This window comes from Amycolatopsis acididurans (assembly GCF_012328925.1).
Taxonomy (GTDB): Bacteria; Actinomycetota; Actinomycetes; order Mycobacteriales; family Pseudonocardiaceae; genus Amycolatopsis_E; species Amycolatopsis_E acididurans.
In genome coordinates, this window is sequence record NZ_JAAXLS010000002.1 from 349,289 (window position 1) to 365,600 (window position 16,312).

A 16,312-nucleotide genomic window follows, 5' to 3' on the forward strand; every position below is an offset into this window, starting at 1 on the left:
CCTCACCGCCCTTCCGCGGTCGAATCGGGGTACTGCATCTCCGCGGCCGTGACGGTGTTCGCGAGCAGCATGGCGATCGTCATCGGCCCGACACCGCCTGGCACAGGAGTGAGCCGGCTCGCGCGTCCCGCCACTTCCGTGGTTCGCACATCGCCCACCAGCCCCGCCGCGGTGCGGTGGATGCCGACGTCGACGACCGTCGCGCCCTCCTTGACATGCTGCGGCCCGATCAACCCCGGTACTCCGGCCGCCGCGATCAGCACGTCCGCACGTCGTGTGACATCCGCGAGGTTCCGGGTGCGTGAATGCGCCATCGTGACCGTGGCGTCCTCGTGCAGGAGCAGTTGCGCCATCGGTCGGCCGACGAGCTCGGACCTGCCGACGACGACGGCCTCCGCACCGGTGAGGGGAATTCCCGGCTCCTGGAGGAGCCGGACGACCCCGGACGGCGTGCACGGCCGCAGCCCGGGTTGGTTCCGGGCGAGCAGCCCTTGGCTCGCGGTGGTGAGGCCGTCGACGTCTTTCGTCGCCGGGATGAGCTCGATCAGGTCACCCGGATCCGCACCACCGGGCAACGGAAGCTGGAGCAGGATGCCCGACACGGCGGGATCGGCGGCCAAGGTTTCGAGTACCTCGGCGATCTCCTCCTCGCCCGAGGTTTCCGGAAGTTGCCGGTGGAAGTCCGCGATTCCCGCCGCCGTGGCGCTTTTGCGTTTGTTCGCCACGTAGACCTTGCTCGCCGGGTCCTCCCCCACCAGCACGGTCGCGAGCCCGGGCGCGGTTCCGGTCCTTTCGCGAAACGCCGTGGCCCGCCGTGCGGTCTCGGCGCGCACGGACTTCGCGACGACTCGCCCGTCCATCAGCTCGGCGGTCACCTGGAGAACACCACCGTCTGGTTACCGTGCCGGATCACCCGGTCTTCACAGTGCCACTTCACCGCGCGCGCCAGCACGAGCCGCTCGACATCGGCACCGTGCTGCGCGAGCTCGGCCGCGGTTTCGGCATGGGTCACACGGACGACGTCCTGCTCGATGATCGGGCCCTCGTCCAGGTCCTTCGTGACGTAATGCGCCGTCGCGCCCACCAGCTTCACGCCGCGTTCCTTGGCCTTCTTGTACGGAGCGGCGCCGATGAAGGCGGGGAGGAAGGAATGATGGATGTTGATGACCGGCACACCGACCTCGTCGAGGAACTCCTCGGACAGGATCTGCATGTACCGGGCGAGGACAACCAGGTCCACGTTGCCGCGAAGGAGCTTGAGGTGCTCCTGCTCGGCACTGCGTTTGTCGGAGCCCACCGGTACGTGCAGGTAGGGAACAGAGAACTGCCGCACGTCGTCCGCCAGATCCGGGTGATTCGAGATCACGCACACGACGTCGATGTCCAGTTCACCGCGACGGTGCCGCCACAGGAGATCGAGGACGCAATGGTCGGCCCTCGACGCGAAAATCGCAACGCGCTTCGGCTTGCATACCTGATGCACGCGGAACGCCAGTCCGAGCTCGTCACCGATCTGTGCCGCCAGCGCCGATTCGAGCGCGGGACGACGGGCGGCGAAGTCCGGGAGGTCGAAGACCGTGCGCTGGAAGAAAAATCCAGCGGAAGCTCCGGACGAATACTGATCCAAGGACAGGATGTTGGCACCCTGACCGGTCAGCACAGCCGACACCGCCGAGACGATTCCCGGCCGGTCCTGCCCTTCGACCACCAGCCGCCCCACGTTCGCGTTGCCTCGCGTCCCGCTGTCCGGGCGGGGACGGTCCACTTGGGCTGTCGCGCTCATCAATCCTCCCGGGTTCAGCGCTGCGGTAACGGCTTGGTGTGCACGGTGGCCCGCACTTCGGTCTGCACGTGACGTTCGACGCTGCCCTTCGCGGTTCCGCCGTTTTCCTCGCCCCAGACCAGCGTCACCTCTGCTCCGTCCACGGCCGCGTCTTCATCGAGAAACGCGACCGACAGCCAGCACCCGACGTTCACGGTGTAGGCGCGCAGGGTCGACACACCGATCTGCCGCTCGCCGCTCAGCACCACGTCGAGTTCGACGCGCGCGTACCGGGCCAGGGGGGTCTCGAGGTGCTTGGCGCGCTTCTCGCCGTCGAAGAGGCTGCTGCCGTAGATCCATTTCACGTCCTCGTCGTTCCACCGCAGCCAGACCTTCTTGCGACGCGGCCGCGCGGCCAGTTCCTCGAGCGCGTCCCGGCCGACGAAATCGTGGTCGAACTTCACCAGGTGGCCGTAGCCGAACTCGTACGGGGACACGTAGTAGTCCTCGATGTCGGTGGAGCAGAAGCTGCCACCGATTGAGAGCTTGCCTTCGTAGCCGTTGCCGGGAAGCCATTCGCGGTAGGACTTCAGCGCCGGCGAAGAGTAGATCGCCGGGGTGGGCTGAGCGGCGTACCCCGACTCGATCCCACCGGTGTAGTACGCCAGTGCACCCCCCAGGACCAAGCCGAACTCTTCGCCTGCTTCGAGCAGGGCCTGCCAGCAAGCTTTCCCGTCCTCGACCGGGCCCCAGATCTCGTAGCCCATCGACTCCGACCCGGGCACGCCGGCCATGGTGTGGGCCAGTGCGCGGACCGGGCGGCCACCGATCGAAAACCTGGTCATCCCGAAGAACCGGACCTGCTCCAGCGGACCACCGTTGACCTTCTCGAGGATCTTCGGTGTGTGCGGCCCCTCGATCTCGAACCGGAACGTCCTGCGGCGACCACCCGGCGGCTGGTCTGCCGTGCGCTCGTCGCGCAGAACTTCGATGTCGTAGCCCGCCTTTTCAGCGCGGTACTGCAACCAGTTGGCCGTGGCGGTCGGGCCCACGACGTTCACCCGGTTGGGTTCAAGTCCGAAAAGGACGGCTGTGCCGATCATCTTGCCTTCTTCGGTGCAGGCCACGAAGTGCTTGGCCTTGTCCGGAGCCCATGTCTTGAAGCTGTTGGTGCCCGTCTCCTCGAGCAGCCGGTCGACGTCCGGCCCTTCGAAGTAGACGTCGGTCATGTGGTGCGACTGGTCGAACAGAGTCGCGGTCCTCGTCCATCCGCGCTGTTCGTCCTGCCAGTTGGTGTACATGTCGGGATAGTCGAACCGGAACCGCTTGGTCGGCGAGTCGCGCAGCATGCGCACGGCGTCGCCGATCCTGGTCAGCTTGACTTGAAGGCTTTCGGGTGGCGTCACTGTGTCTCTGTTCCTGTATCGATGGGATGGACTTGGCTTTCAGCACACACCGGCGTCGTGGCGCGGCCACGCAAGCATCGGCCGGGTGCGGCAGCTGCATCGCCTCAGTGGATTTAGACCGTATACGTACTAACCGGCCGGGGCAAGCTAGTACGTGTACCGACTTTCTCCACCCTGGCCGCGTTGACACCGTCCGCGGACGCTCCTACATTCGATCCCTACGAACACGTACTACTTGGCCCGGCCAGAAAGCAGTGACGACGTGACGGGATTCGAGGCGTTCGCGACCGCGGAGGAACTCCGTGCGGTCACCGAAGCGAACTGGGCACTCGCCGCGGCAGGACAATCGGATCTCGTCTGGGGGCACGTCGCCCTCGGGGTCGCCGGCGGCTGCGCACTCATGAAGGCGTCCGGGCTCGGCTTCGAAGAGGTAGATGCCGAGGATCTGGTCGTGGTCGACCGCGCGGGCTCGGTGCGCGCGGGAACAGGTCGACGACACCTCGAGTACTGCATCCACACCGAAATTCTGGCCGCGCGGGCAGATGTCGGCGCCGTCGTGCACACTCATGCGATCGCCGCCGCCGCGTTCGCCTCACTGGACGAGCCTTTGCGCCCGCTGACCCACGACGCCATTCCGTTCCTGGACCCGGACATACCCCGGTTCACCAAGACCGGGAACTTGATCTCCACGCCCGCACTCGGTGAAGAGCTCGCGTCATGCCTTGGCGGCAACAACGGTTGCCTCATCCCGGGACACGGACTCGTGACCGTCGGCCCGTCCTTGGCCTCTGCCGTGATGCACGCGGCACTGCTCGACCGAGCCTGCCGGGTGCAGCTCCACGCGATGGCGGCGGGCGGCCCGCGCCGCTGGTCCGGTGACGCTGAAGTCGCGGCAAAACGTGCGGGCCTATGGGTGGAGTCCCAGCTCCAGGCCGGCTACGAATACCTCGTACGGCGCGCGAAAGCCGCCCCGATGGCAACATGAGTCCCGCCCGATCGTATGTGTACGGAACATTTTTGGTAAGCTGCCGGTTGTCGCCCGAGAGGAGTGCTTGTTGACCGTCGGCCGTCTTGACCGCTCAACGGCGGACACCGAGTCCTTGGTCCCGCCATTGGTGTCGATTCCGGGCTACCTCATCCGGCGAAGCCAGACGGTACACAACGCACTGTGGAGCACACTGGTGCCAGGCGACTTGACCGGGCCCCAGTACGCGGTGCTTTCCACACTCGCGGCTTTCCCGGACGCCGATCAACAGCGCGTCGCGAGACTCGCGTCCCTGGACAAGTCATCTGCCGCCGATGTCGTGGCTCGCCTCGTCCGCAAAGCGTGGATCCAACGCGAACGGAGTCAGGAGGACGCGCGCCGCTACACGCTGTCGTTGACGCCTGCGGCGTCGATCGCACTGTCGTCCATCACGCCCCAGGTCAGCGCAGTACAGGACGCTCTGCTGGCTCCATTGCCGAAAACGCGGCGAAAGGCCTTCGTCCAAGAACTCGTCGCGGTCGCGCGGCGCACGACCAGCGAACTCGCCGGCAGCCGGCAGAGCGTGTACCCGGTGGTGGAACTCGCCGCGCCGGGCCACCTGATCCGCTGTGCCCAGCAGGTCCACACCACCTACTGGGCCGAGATCATGGAGGGCCGCCTCACGGGTCCTCAGTACGCAGTGCTGCACGTCGCGGCGCGGTGGCCGCGCATCAACCAGACACGACTCGGCGAACTGGCGGCCCTCGACAAGAACAGCACGACCGACATCGCCAACCGTCTCGTCCGCCGGGGCTGGCTGGATCGGGATAAAGATCCCGCGGACGGACGGGGCCGGATCCTCTCCCTGTCGAAGGCCGCGGCCCAGTGGCTGGATGACGTTCACCCCCGGATCGAGCTCGTCCAGCAGCGACTGCTCGAGCCCCTCAGCCCGGCAGCCCGGACCGGATTCCTCCGCGATCTGTCCCGGATGGCTTTCGAGGGCAATCCGCCGGAAGCCGCGACCTGATCCCCCAGGGCATACCGCTGTGGGCGGAACAGCCTGAGATTCCGGCTCTTCAGCCCGTGTCGTTCTGCGAATCGGCCGTCAGGACATAGATCGAAAGGGCCAGGGCTCCGGCGTCACTCGCTCGGAGGTCGTCGATGCCCGCAGACAACTCCGCAAGCCGCTCGGGCGAAGCCAGGTCGTCCCGGACCCGGCCGCTTCCCTGAGAACCATCCTTCCACAGGCTTGACCGTCGGACTGCACGTACGTACAGTCGCTCTATTCCGCGACCGCAGGAGACAGCCCCGGGCTGAATGCGCGACAGTCGGACATCAGCAATCAGATCTCGATGCTTCGAACAGTTCATTCACAATAAGCAGAGGTAGTGCCAATGAATTCAGCGGAGAATCGTCTGCAGCTGGGCCTGTTCGGCCTGAACCTGCATTACGGTGCCACCATGGCCGACCTTCCCGGCGGCCTGAAGCTTTCCTGGGACAATGTGCTGCGCCTGGGCCGGAAAGCCGATCGAATGGGGCTCGAGGCCTTGGTTCCCGTCGCCCGCTGGAAGGGCTACGGAGGCTTTACCGACTACGGTGGAGTCTGCTACGACACGCTCTGCTGGGCCGCCGGCCTCGGTGCGGCCACCGAGCAGATCAGAGTGATGTCAACCATTCACATGCCGACAATACATCCGGCCGTAGCTGCGAAGCAGCTCATGACGATCGACCATATTTCCGGCGGCCGGGCCGGTGTCAACGTGGTCGGCGGATGGTACCGGCCCGAACTGGAGATGTTCGGACACGACATGCTCGAGCACGACCGGCGCTACGAACTCGGCGAGGAATGGGTCAAAATCCTGCGGCGACTCTGGACCGAAGACGAGGAGTTCGATTTCGACGGCGAATTCTTCACAATGCGGAAAGCACTGTGCAAACCAAAGCCACTGCAGAACCCGCGCCCGCCGATCATGAACGCCGGAACCTCGGGCCGGGGCCAGCGGTTCGCGGCCGAGTACGCCGACATGGTCTTCATAATCGTCGACGGCGAGGATCATGAAGCAGACCGTCGCAAAGTCGCCGCGTACAAGGATATGGCGCGGGATGATTTCGGCAGCGAGGTAGCCGTATGGACCTCCGTGACCGTCATCCCCGCGGCGACGAACGCGGAAGCGAAGGCGCTCGAGCGGACCATCCTCGAGATCGGCGACTACGAGGCGGTCGAGAACATGTTGCGGACGATGGGCATCGAAACCGCAGTCTTGGACGGCGTCGGCACCAAGGACCTCCAGGCTTCCTGGATCCTCGGCGGAAGCGCGGCGATCACGGGCGACCCGGAGACCGTCGCCGCATCGCTGGCGAGGCTGTCCGAATCCGGCATCGACGGCACCCTGCTGATCTTCCCCGAGTGGGATGCCGGGCTGGACATGCTCGAGACGCGGATCCTGCCCCTTCTGGAGCAGGAAGGCCTGAGACTCCCGGCGAAAAAGACGGCGGCAGCCCACCTATGAGCAGCGCAGGCCGTCGAGCATGGTCTGGAACATCGGGTCGAGGTACTCCGCGTCCCCGTGGATCTTGGCGATGGCCGCCATCATGTCGAAGATCTGCTCGATGGTGAGATCGGCACGAATCTCGTGAGCCTCTTGCGCCGCCGTCAGCAACGGCCGGCCGGCGGCGAGTGCCCGGGCCCGGCCGCCCTGCACGAAAGGGCGGTCCGGGTCGGTGAATTCGAGTAGTTCCGAGACGATCAGGCGCTTGCCCGGGAGGAAGTCGAACAGCCGGCGTAACCAGGTGGTGAGTGCGACGGCCGGTTCGTGGCCCGGCCGCGCCGCCGCGCAGAGCACGTCGACCTCATCCGCGTAGAGCGCTTCGAGGAGTTCGCGGCGACCGGGGAAATTGCGGTAGAGGGTCGCCATGCCGACGCCGGCGCGCCGCGCGATCTCGGCCATGGAGACTTCGGCGGCGGGATCGGCGAAAGCGCCTCGGGCGGCGTCGAGGATCTTGTCGCGGTTGCGCGCCGCGGCTGCGCGCCTGGTGGGAAATGAGGCCTTGCCGGAAGCCATCACGAGTCTCCTGTCCGTCGTCGCCACGTTGGTGGACAGTCTATCCGGTATTCGCTAACCTGATGATGGATAGCCTGTCCGGCAACGTGTGGACGATCTTCGCCACCGTGCACGCCATTGTCCAGAAAGGACGCGCAATGGTTGCTGCCTCACCTGGCCGCCATCGAACGCCTATGTCCACAAAGTCCGGCCGTGCTGCGGAAATACCGGCCGTGAGGAGTCAGTCATGTCCATCGTGATCAACGGAGTCGCGACCGAGCTCCCGCTCGATCCGCGCGTGTCACTGCTCGACCTCCTGCGCGAGCGGGTCGCACTGACGGGGACGAAGAAGGGCTGTAACCAGGGTGCCTGCGGCGCCTGCACGGTGCTCGCCGACGGTGAGCGCATCGCTTCCTGCCTGGCGCTCGCGGTGCAGTACGACCGGCGCCGGATCACCACGGTCGAGGGCCTGTCCGAGGGGGACGAACTCCACCCGCTCCAGCGGGCGTTCATCGAGCACGACGGCTTCCAGTGCGGCTACTGCACACCCGGCCAGCTCTGCTCGGCGATCGGCATGGCGGCGGAGGCGAAACGGGGCGTTCCCAGCCACGTCTCCGGAAATGTCGAGGATGAACAGGTCGTGCTCACTCGTGAGGAGATCCGCGAAAGGATGAGCGGCAACCTCTGCCGCTGCGGCGCGCACAACGGCATCATCGGCGCCATCGCGGCGACCTATGGCGAGGGCCCGAAATGAGGCCCTTCACCTACACACGGGCCGCCGACGCCGCCGATGCGGTCCGGCTCGCCGGCGACGCAGGCGCCATATACCTCGGCGGCGGGACGAACCTCGTGGACCTGATGCGGGAGACGGTCGAGCGACCGACGGCCCTGGTCGACGTCACCGGCCTGTCCGGCAGCATCGAGGAGACCGGCGGCGGCCTGCTGATCGGGGCGGCGACGCGCAACGTCACCGTGGCCGAGCACCGCCTGGTCCGGACGCGATATCCGGCGCTGAGTAGGGCGATCGTGGCCGGCGCCTCCGCGCAGATCCGCAACATGGCCACGGTGGGCGGCAACATCCTGCAACGCACCCGCTGCGCCTACTTCTACGACGAGGACGGCTCGCGGTGCAACAAACGTGAACCGGGCCAAGGCTGCGACGCCATCGAAGGCTTCAACCGCATGCACGCGATCCTCGGCGCCTCTTCGGTCTGCGCCGCCGTGCATCCCTCGGACATGTGCGTGGCGCTGGCCGCCTTCGACGCGACTGTCCACCTTCGCGGCACCGACGGTGAGCGGACGGTGCCGATCACCGAACTCCACCGGTTGCCCGGGGACCGGCCCGATGTGGAGACCGTGCTCAGGCCGGGCGAACTGATCACCGCGGTCGAGCTGCCCGACCTCCCGGTCGCGACGTCCTCGACCTACCGCAAGGTCCGGGACCGCGCCAGCTACGCCTTCGCCCTGTTCTCGGTCGCCGCGGCGCTGACGGTGGAGGACGGAATCGTGAACGAGGTACGGCTCGCGCTCGGCGGGGTCGCCCCCAAGCCCTGGCGCGCCCGCACCGCCGAAGCTGCGCTCCGAGGCGGCCCGGCCACCCCGGAGCGCTTCCGCCGTGCCGCCGAGGAGGAGCTGGCGGACGCGATGCCCCTGTCCGATAACGCCTTCAAGATCGAACTCGCCAAGCGGACCATCACGGCGGTCCTGACGGACCTCGCGGGAGATCAGCCATCATGAGCGTGCAGCACGACGAAGCAACCCAGCCTGCGCCGAGGACGCCGGTCGGACTGGCCCCGGACTCCTGGGGCCCGGACGGGATTCCGGATCCGTTGGGTGACCGCACGAAGAATCGCCTGCTCGGCACCTCGGTCTCGCGGATCGACGGCTCCCGGAAGGTACGGGGCGCGGCACGATTCGCGGCCGAGTTCCGATTCGACGGCATGGTGTATGCCGCTGCGGTCTTCAGCACCATCGCCCACGGTCGAATCATCGAGCTCCACACCGCCGAGGCCGAGCGAGCGGACGGTGTCGTTCTGGTGATGACCCACCGGAACGCGCCGAAAATGCAGGCGCTGCCGAACTGGTTCTCCGATGGGAAGTCGGTGGCCGGCGACAACCTCCCGGTCATGCAGGACGACCAGGTGCACTGGAACGGCCAGATCATCGCCGTGGTGCTCGCGGAAACCCTGGAGCAGGCCGAGCACGCCGCATCGCTGATTCACGCCGACTACGCGGCCGAACCGGCCGTCACCTCGTTCGAGGAAGCCAAAGCCCGCGGCTGCGAGCCCGCGTTTCACTACGGCAGGTTGCTCAAGATCCACATCGATGACGCGGAAGCGGCGTTGGCGGCCGCACCGGTCACGGTCGATGAGATCTATCGGACGCCGCGCCAGAACCACAGCGCGATAGAGCCGCACGCGGTCACCCTGGCCTGGGTGGACGACGAGCTGATCATTCACGACGCGAACCAGGGCGTCGTCCATACCGCGTCGTCGATGGCCGTCGCGCTCGGCGTGACCCCGGAGCAGATTCACATCAGCTCGCCCTATGTCGGGGGCGGGTTCGGCGGTAAGTGTCTCGGGTCATACCACCTTCTGGCCGCGGCGGCGGCCAAGATGTCCGGACGGCCGGTGCGCCTGGCCCTCACCCGCGAGGGTGTGCACCGTGTGGTGGGGGGCGGGCGAACACCGAGCAGCGGGTGGCGATCGGCGCCCAGTCCGACGGCCGGTTCGACGCCATCATCCACACCGGCGCCTGTGGCATGAGCCGTCATCACAACATGGCCGAGACCTTCATCTCCTCCTCCGGGTCCCTCTACGCCGCCGGTAGTTTCACACTCGAGGTCCAGGCGGCTTACCTGAACATGATGGCCAACACGTTCATGCGCGCGCCGGGCGAGGCCGTCGGTTCGTTCGGGCTGGAGTCCGCGGTCGACGAACTGGCCGAGCGCCTGGGCATGGACCCGATCGAGCTGAGGATCCGCAACGAGCCGGACACCGAACCGACAACGGGCAGGCCGTTTTCGTCCCGACACCTGGTGGAGGCTTTCCGTGCCGGCGCTGAGCGGTTCGGCTGGTCCGAGCGCAGCGCCACGCCGGGAACACGACGTGAGGGCGAATGGCTGATCGGCATGGGAGTGGCCACCGCGTCGCACGGCTACGTCCGCCTGCCGGGCGGCGCCGTGCGGGTCACGCTGTCCGCGGAGGGCAGCCTGGCCGTCGACGTGGCGGCCCACGAAATGGGCATGGGCACCGAGACCACCACCGCGATGGTCGCCGCCGAACGGTTCGGCCTGGACCTGGACCAAGTGACCGTCCGGTACGGCGATTCGACGCTACCCGGCGAAATCATTGCCGGCGGCGCCCAGCAGACCGCCGCGGTCGGCGCGGCGATCGGCGCGGCCCAGCGCAACGTCGTCGAAGAACTGCTCAAGCTCGCGGGCCAGGACTCCCCGCTCGCGGGGCTGACGATCGAGGACGTCGGCTGTGCCGATGGCGGGCTGTGCAGCCTCGACGAGCCCGACCGATTCGACAGCTACACCTCCATCCTGGCGCGCGCCGACCGGGACGAGCTGTCGGTGGAGGCGGCCGGGCCACCATCGGAGGAGATGGCGGCCTGGTGCATGCGCTCCTACGGCGCCATGTTCTGCGAAGCGCGCGTCAACGCCATCACGGGAGAAGTGCGAGTCAGCCGTTTCCTGGGTTCCTTCGACTGCGGCCGGATCCTCAACGCCAAAACCGCCGCGAGCCAGTTGAGGGGCGGAATCATCATGGGCCTGGGGCTCGCTCTCACCGAGGAGACCCTGTTCGACGAACGCAACGGCAGGATCATGAACCCGAACCTGTCCGAATACCACGTACCCGTGCATCTGGACGTGCCGGACGTCGACGTGATCTGGACCGACATCCCCGACCCGCACGCCCCCATGGGCGCACACGGCGTCGGCGAGGTCGCCATCACCGGGGTCGGCGCGGCCGTGGCCAACGCCCTCTACAACGCCACCGGCAAACGCGTCCGTGACCTGCCCATCACCTTGGACAAACTCCTGTAACCGAAGCCGGATGGCGTACGCCGACGTACGCCATCCGGCTTTCTGTCCAATTGCGACAGTTCGACATCGTCTGTCAGACGTCAGCCTCGATGAGTTCCGGTTCGCGTTGCCCGAGCCGCACCGCGCCGCTGTGGCCGACGACCACCGTGTCCCCCCAGTAGATGTACTTCTGCCGATCGCGGGTTCGGACCACGGGCTTGACGATGAAGGTGGAGTTCTCCTCGATCGGCCAGTCCCGCATCAGCTCGTTCCGGACGTGACCGAGGACCGCCATGGGCGAATCGTCGCCGAGCCCGCGGGCATGCATGATCAGGGCACACTCGTGGTCGTCGTTGGAGAAGCGAGCCGCGGTCTCGACCAGGTCGCCCACGACGCGCCCAGGGCGGAGATTCTCGTAGCATGCCGCGAGAGCTTCTTGCTGAAGCGAGAACATGCGACGGTATTCGTCCGGCGCCTTCCCGACGAACATCGGCTGCGAGTACTGGGCGATGTAGCCACCCCAGCGTGCTTCCGTCTCGGTGCAGATCATGTCGCCGGCACGGAGTGCGCGGCGTGAAGGCATGTTCTGGTTGGACGGAGGCTGCGGCGAGCCCGCGGACCAGAGGATCATGGTGGGCAGCTCGCCGCCGCCCTCCACCATGCTCGCGAGCATGCGGGCGTACACCACGTTCTCCGGCATGCCAGGCCTGGCCTCGCGGCGCATGACCTCCAGCGCCTGTTCCACCAACGCGTCCGCCGCACGCATGAAGGCGAGCTCCTCTTCGCTCTTCACGAAGCGCACGCGGTCCATCACGAGGTTGGCGTTGACCAACTCGGCCTTCGGGAAGGCCTCGCGCAGGGAGTTGACGATGCCGTAGGACGTCACACCTTCTGGGAACCGGGTGTTGCCGGCGAGCCCGGTGACCCCGATCCGGGCCCCGTCGAGATTCAACTCCCGCAGCCGCTCGATCGCCGTTCCCCCGTAGCCCCAGCCGACGGTGACCGGACGGATGTCGTCGACCCAGTCCTGCCGCTCCCGCCAGTAGCGCACATCCATGTTGGGACTGGTGATCGCCGTGACCTCGCCGTCGAGTGGAAACACCGCCGCCGCCTGGAAGCAGTTGCCGCCGATGCCGGTGAGGTAGCGGACGTTGGCTTGGAACTGGTCGTACAGGCCGGTATTCGGGGGAACGAAGATGGCGTCCAATCGCTCCTCGCGCATGGACGCCCGTACGCGCCGCCACCGGTGATCGCGCTCCGCCAAGGAGAAGCGCGGTACGTCCGAGGTCAGTTTCTCTTGCATCGCTTGGTGTTCTCCTCGTTGCCGTGCGGCGCGAGCCGGCTGAGGACGTCCGCGGTGCTCGCGACCTCCCCGACGGCGAAGGTGGCCAAGGTCAGGGTGACGGCGTGCAGGGTTTCCGCGCTGAACGCCCCATAGCCCACATCGGGCATCCCACGGCAAGCGGTGGCATCGCCGAGGAACACGACCTGGTAACCCCGGTACATGGCGTCCGTCGCGGTCGCCCACGCGCAGCCGTTGCTGGCGATGCCGGCGATCAGAACGGTCTCCGTGGCAAGGCCGCGCAGGACGGTGTCGAGGTTCGTCTCGAAGAACCCGCTCTGGCGATGCTTCTCGATCCGGATGTCGGAGTCGGCATGCGCTAAGAGTGGATACACCTCGACCCCGCTCGTACCGGCGCGAAGCGTCCTCGGCCGTCCGTGCTCGTCGAGCAGGGGCGCGCCGTTGTCGGCCATCCGCCCCACGTCCGCACCGCTCGGGTCGAACACCTGCTGCACGAACAGCACCGGTATCCCCAGCACGTGGCAACGTTCGATGAGCGCGTTGACGTTCTCGATGATGTCCCGTCCCGCGGGGAGTTCGAGCGGAGCTCCCTCGGCCAGGAAATCGTTCTGCATGTCAACGACGAGGAGGGCGGTGTTCCCCGCCGACAGGTCGTATTCGACCGGCATGACTGGCTCCCGTCAGATTGTTTGAAGCCCGAACCCGAGTTCGGCGGCGAATTTCTCCGAGGTCGAAATCGTCAGGTCGAGGTGACGGGCAAGGGCGGCGGTCCGCTCGACCAACGGGATGTTTCCGTCCGCGAGAACGCCTCGGCGCAGGTGAAGTGTGTCTTCCAGGCCGGCGCGGGCATTGCCCCCGAGCGCGAGCCCGATCGCGGTCAGCTCGAGATTACTGCGACCGATGGCGATCACCTGCCAGATCGCCCCCTCGGGCAGCCGGCGCACCATGGTCAGCAGGTTCTCGGCAGTCGCGGCCATCCCACCGCGCACTCCCAGGACGATCGAGAACTGAAGCCGCTCGGGCAGCAGACCTTCGTCGCGCAGACGCAGGCACACCTCCAGGTGGCCCGTGTCGTAGATCTCCAACTCGGGCAGGATGCCGAGATCGCGCATGCTGGCAGCGAGCCGCCGCACGCCGTCGGGCGGGTTCAGGAACTGGCCGGTGCCGAACGACATCGAGCACGGGTTGAGTGTGGCCATCTGCGGCCGGAGTTCGACAAGCCTGGCCCGTTGCTCGAACGGCACGTCCATGCCGACTCCGGTCGAGAGCTGAACGAGGATCGGGCACCGCTCGGCGATGCGGTCCATGACCTCACGACCGGTGCGCAGGTCGGCGGTCGGTCGCTGCTGGTCGTCACGCAGATGGATGTGCGCCACGGCCGCTCCGGCCTGGTAGGCCTCGGCGACGGCGTCGGCGATCTCCGCCGGCGTGGTCGGAAGGGACGGGTTGTCGGCCTTGGTGGCGATGGGCCCGGTAGGCGCGACGGTGATGGCGACAGGCATGACAGCCTCCGTGAACGAGGGAATCCCCAGAGACTGTACGTACGTACAGGTGGAATTTCAAGCGGTGATCTCGGCCGCCCAACCCGCGCGGATGAAAGCCCGCAGGTAGGCCGCCTTGACGGGATTGCTGGTCTTCTCTCCCGCGTCGGGACCGTCTGTGGCGAGATCGCGGAGTCGCACGTCGAACGAGCTTTGCGTCAAAGCGCCCACGGCGAACAGGTAGGCCCAGCGGTAGAAATCCTCCGAACGGCCCGTTGCGGCGCGCCGGATGGCGGCGATGAACTCCCGGGCCATCGGGTCGAACAACTCGCGGACGATGCCGCGATCCTGACTGGACGGATCCGCCGCCTCGCGAAGCACCAGCCTGGCGTACCAGATGTCGTCCGGGCTGTCGTGGAGTTCGACCACAGGGTCCACGAACGCGGCAGCGATCCGGTCGAGAGCATCAACGGCATCCGGGTCGACGTCTGCCAGGAGCGCCCTGCGGCGTTCGTTGACGTATTGGCGACGAAGGAAGATCTCGCGATACAACCGCAACTTCGCCTTGAAGTGGTAGACGATCAGCGACAGCTTCACGCCGGCTTCCTCTGCGATCATTCGCATGGTCGTGCCGTGGTACCCGTGCTCGGCGAACAAGCGCTCAGCCGCAACCAGGATCTGTTCGCGCCGGTCGACAGAGGAGTCGGCGGTGGCGGCGGGACACATGAGAGCGCTCCTTCGGCAATCGGGAGGCCTGCGAAGGCCTCACCTCGGCGAACGGTTCGAACCACTGTAGCGATGCACCCGAAGCGGAGTCGGGCACGACACTTGACCAGCAGACTGCACGTACGTACAGTCTGCTTCGTCGTCCCGTCCTCCCTGCCGGAGATTTCATGCCCCAAGTGATCGACATCTCGGTCGACCTGCGTGTCGGCATCGCGTCGGATCCCCCCGCCCTCCTGCCCGAAATCGATTACTACTCCCACCAGGACACCGTCGAGGAGATCCTGTCCTACTTCCCCGGCGCGACCGCCGACGATCTCCCCGACGGCGAAGGCTGGGCAATCGAGCGTGTGCGGATCACCACCCACAGCGGCACGCATCTCGATGCCCCGTACCACTACGCATCGACGATGAACCACGGCGCTCGCGCGATCACGATCGACGAGGTCCCGCTCGAGTGGTGCTTCCAGCCCGCCGTGAAGCTCGACTTCCGGCACCTGCCTGACGGATATGTCGTTACGCCACAGGACATCGACGACGAACTCGATCGCATCGGCCACGAGCTTCAGGCGCTGGAAATCGTGGTCGTCAACACCAGCGCCGGGGACCGCTACGGCCAGGACGACTACGTCTCCTCTGGCTGCGGGATCGGGCGCGACGCCACCCTGCACCTGCTGGATCAGGGCGTCCGGGTCACCGGAACCGACGCCTGGAGCTGGGATGCGCCTTTCGTCTTCACCGCCACCAGGTTCGAGCGCGAGCAGGACGGCTCCATCATCTGGGAAGGCCACAAAGCGGGTCGCGAGATCGGGTACTGCCACATCGAAAAGCTGCACAACCTCGAGTCGTTGCCCGCCACCGGCTTCAAGATCGCCTGTTTCCCGGTCAAGATTCACGCCGCCTCAGCGGGATGGACCCGGGCTGTCGCCATCTTCGACGAAGAGTAAGGAAAATCCAGTGAGACTGACCAAGCTCGGTCACGCCTGCGTCCGCATCGAGCACGACAACGGCGTCCTCGTCCTCGACCCCGGCGTCTTCACCGACCCCGCGGCGATGGACGGCGCGACCGCAGTGCTGCTCACCCACGAGCACCCCGACCACTACCTGCCCGATCATCTCAAGCTGACCGACGCACCGGTCTACACCATCTCCGCAGTCGCGGACCTGATTCGCAAGGACGCGCCCGCCGTCGCCGAACGCACCACCGTCGTGGCCCCGGGCGAGGGGTTCCGGGTGGACGGACTGCCCGTCACCACGGTGGGTGAGCAACACGCGGTTCTGCACCCTCACTGGCCGGTGTCTCACAACTCCGGCTACGTCATCGAGGTCGATGACTCGGTGCTCTATCACCCGGGTGACGCGTTCACCCCGCCTGGGCGGGACATCGACATCCTCCTCGCGCCGACCTCGGCGCCGTGGGCCCGCGCATACGAGCTGATCGACTTCATGCAGGAGGTCAAGGCACCGGTCAACATCGCGATCCACGACCGGATCTACAGCGAGGCCGGTGCCGGGATCATCGACATGCAGGCCGGTGCGTTCCTCACGCCGGAGGGCCAGGAATTCAAGCGGCTCAAGGATGGCGAGGACCTCTGAGGCACA

At 66.7% G+C, this 16,312-nt stretch carries 15 protein-coding genes and 1 pseudogene; 8 read left to right on the plus strand and 8 right to left on the minus strand.

Features of this window, described 5'->3' with window-relative positions:
• Window positions 1-2: 2 nt before the first annotated feature.
• Genes HFP15_RS05145 through HFP15_RS05155 form a run of 3 tightly spaced genes read right to left on the minus strand, consistent with a single transcriptional unit; the run spans window position 3 to window position 3,168 of the window.
• Window positions 3-875, minus strand: a complete 873-nt coding sequence (locus tag HFP15_RS05145; RefSeq protein WP_168511966.1) for a bifunctional 5,10-methylenetetrahydrofolate dehydrogenase/5,10-methenyltetrahydrofolate cyclohydrolase — start codon at window positions 873-875, stop codon at window positions 3-5.
• A complete protein-coding gene (gene purU, locus HFP15_RS05150; RefSeq protein ID WP_168511968.1) occupies window positions 872-1,783 on the minus strand; it encodes a formyltetrahydrofolate deformylase in 912 nt (303 codons plus the stop codon). Before purU ends, HFP15_RS05145 begins: the two co-directional genes overlap by 4 nt.
• 14 nt (window positions 1,784-1,797) lie before the next feature.
• Window positions 1,798-3,168: an aminomethyltransferase family protein gene (locus tag HFP15_RS05155; RefSeq protein WP_210716722.1), complete on the minus strand. Its 1,371-nt coding sequence runs from the start codon at window positions 3,166-3,168 to the stop codon at window positions 1,798-1,800.
• A gap of 262 nt (window positions 3,169-3,430) precedes the next feature.
• Here HFP15_RS05155 and HFP15_RS05160 point away from each other — a divergent pair, with 262 nt between their 5' ends.
• The 3 genes from HFP15_RS05160 (at window position 3,431) to HFP15_RS05170 (ending at window position 6,642) form a co-directional block, all read left to right on the plus strand.
• Window positions 3,431-4,153 carry a class II aldolase/adducin family protein gene (locus tag HFP15_RS05160; protein WP_168511970.1) on the plus strand — a complete coding sequence of 241 codons (723 nt, stop codon included), beginning with the start codon at window positions 3,431-3,433 and terminating at the stop codon, window positions 4,151-4,153.
• A gap of 196 nt (window positions 4,154-4,349) precedes the next feature.
• A complete protein-coding gene (locus HFP15_RS05165; protein WP_168511972.1) occupies window positions 4,350-5,159 on the plus strand; it encodes a MarR family winged helix-turn-helix transcriptional regulator in 810 nt (269 codons plus the stop codon).
• Window positions 5,160-5,526: 367 nt separating this feature from the next.
• Window positions 5,527-6,642 (plus strand): LLM class flavin-dependent oxidoreductase, encoded by a 1,116-nt coding sequence (locus HFP15_RS05170; RefSeq protein ID WP_168511974.1) that lies wholly within the window; start codon window positions 5,527-5,529, stop codon window positions 6,640-6,642.
• Here HFP15_RS05170 and HFP15_RS05175 read toward each other — a convergent pair.
• Window positions 6,637-7,194: a TetR/AcrR family transcriptional regulator gene (locus tag HFP15_RS05175; protein ID WP_168511976.1), complete on the minus strand. Its 558-nt coding sequence runs from the start codon at window positions 7,192-7,194 to the stop codon at window positions 6,637-6,639. The genes HFP15_RS05170 and HFP15_RS05175 overlap by 6 nt on opposite strands.
• Window positions 7,195-7,420: 226 nt before the next feature.
• On the opposite strand from HFP15_RS05175, the gene HFP15_RS05180 reads away from it, so the two are divergent.
• From HFP15_RS05180 to HFP15_RS44305, 3 genes and pseudogenes are all read left to right on the plus strand, one after another.
• The gene (locus HFP15_RS05180) at window positions 7,421-7,927 is read left to right on the plus strand and encodes a 2Fe-2S iron-sulfur cluster-binding protein (RefSeq protein ID WP_168511978.1); all 507 of its coding nucleotides are present in this window, start codon (window positions 7,421-7,423) and stop codon (window positions 7,925-7,927) included.
• Entirely contained in the window at window positions 7,924-8,910 is a 987-nt protein-coding gene (locus HFP15_RS05185) for an FAD binding domain-containing protein (protein WP_168511980.1), read from the plus strand. Before HFP15_RS05180 ends, HFP15_RS05185 begins: the two co-directional genes overlap by 4 nt.
• Before the next feature lie 175 nt (window positions 8,911-9,085).
• Window positions 9,086-11,221, plus strand: a pseudogene (locus HFP15_RS44305) (xanthine dehydrogenase family protein molybdopterin-binding subunit); the annotation flags it as partial.
• Window positions 11,222-11,297: 76 nt separating this feature from the next.
• Here HFP15_RS44305 and HFP15_RS05195 read toward each other — a convergent pair.
• The 4 genes from HFP15_RS05195 to HFP15_RS05210 are packed head-to-tail and all read right to left on the minus strand — an operon-like array spanning window position 11,298 to window position 14,713.
• A complete protein-coding gene (locus HFP15_RS05195) occupies window positions 11,298-12,506 on the minus strand; it encodes a M24 family metallopeptidase (RefSeq protein WP_168511982.1) in 1,209 nt (402 codons plus the stop codon).
• Complete coding sequence (locus tag HFP15_RS05200) at window positions 12,491-13,174, minus strand: cysteine hydrolase family protein (protein WP_168511984.1); 684 nt, start codon at window positions 13,172-13,174, stop codon at window positions 12,491-12,493. The genes HFP15_RS05195 and HFP15_RS05200 overlap by 16 nt, the downstream gene beginning before the upstream one ends.
• A 12-nt stretch (window positions 13,175-13,186) precedes the next feature.
• Window positions 13,187-14,008, minus strand: a complete 822-nt coding sequence (locus HFP15_RS05205) for a beta-keto acid cleavage family enzyme (RefSeq protein ID WP_168511986.1) — start codon at window positions 14,006-14,008, stop codon at window positions 13,187-13,189.
• 57 nt (window positions 14,009-14,065) lie between these two features.
• Entirely contained in the window at window positions 14,066-14,713 is a 648-nt protein-coding gene (locus HFP15_RS05210) for a TetR/AcrR family transcriptional regulator (RefSeq protein ID WP_168511988.1), read from the minus strand.
• A 167-nt stretch (window positions 14,714-14,880) separates the two neighbouring features.
• Between HFP15_RS05210 and HFP15_RS05215 the strand changes: the two genes are divergently transcribed.
• Both HFP15_RS05215 and HFP15_RS05220 read left to right on the plus strand, forming a co-directional pair.
• Window positions 14,881-15,657, plus strand: a complete 777-nt coding sequence (locus tag HFP15_RS05215) for a cyclase family protein (protein ID WP_168511990.1) — start codon at window positions 14,881-14,883, stop codon at window positions 15,655-15,657.
• Window positions 15,658-15,667: 10 nt separating this feature from the next.
• A complete protein-coding gene (locus HFP15_RS05220; protein ID WP_168511992.1) occupies window positions 15,668-16,306 on the plus strand; it encodes an MBL fold metallo-hydrolase in 639 nt (212 codons plus the stop codon).
• Window positions 16,307-16,312: the final 6 nt, after the last annotated feature.

Bases quoted from the DNA above. Each gene is read 5' to 3' on its own strand.
- HFP15_RS05205 (WP_168511986.1), bottom strand. From the start codon at position 14,008: ATGCCTGTCGCCATCACCGTCGCGCCTACCGGGCCCATCGCCACCAAG.
- HFP15_RS05195 (WP_168511982.1), bottom strand. From the start codon at position 12,506: ATGCAAGAGAAACTGACCTCGGACGTACCGCGCTTCTCCTTGGCGGAG.
- HFP15_RS05180 (WP_168511978.1), top strand. From the start codon at position 7,421: ATGTCCATCGTGATCAACGGAGTCGCGACCGAGCTCCCGCTCGATCCG.
- HFP15_RS05185 (WP_168511980.1), top strand. From the start codon at position 7,924: ATGAGGCCCTTCACCTACACACGGGCCGCCGACGCCGCCGATGCGGTC.
- HFP15_RS05215 (WP_168511990.1), top strand. From the start codon at position 14,881: ATGCCCCAAGTGATCGACATCTCGGTCGACCTGCGTGTCGGCATCGCG.
- HFP15_RS05170 (WP_168511974.1), top strand. From the start codon at position 5,527: ATGAATTCAGCGGAGAATCGTCTGCAGCTGGGCCTGTTCGGCCTGAAC.
- purU (WP_168511968.1), bottom strand. From the start codon at position 1,783: ATGAGCGCGACAGCCCAAGTGGACCGTCCCCGCCCGGACAGCGGGACG.
- HFP15_RS05175 (WP_168511976.1), bottom strand. From the start codon at position 7,194: ATGGCTTCCGGCAAGGCCTCATTTCCCACCAGGCGCGCAGCCGCGGCG.
- HFP15_RS05200 (WP_168511984.1), bottom strand. From the start codon at position 13,174: ATGCCGGTCGAATACGACCTGTCGGCGGGGAACACCGCCCTCCTCGTC.
- HFP15_RS05210 (WP_168511988.1), bottom strand. From the start codon at position 14,713: ATGTGTCCCGCCGCCACCGCCGACTCCTCTGTCGACCGGCGCGAACAG.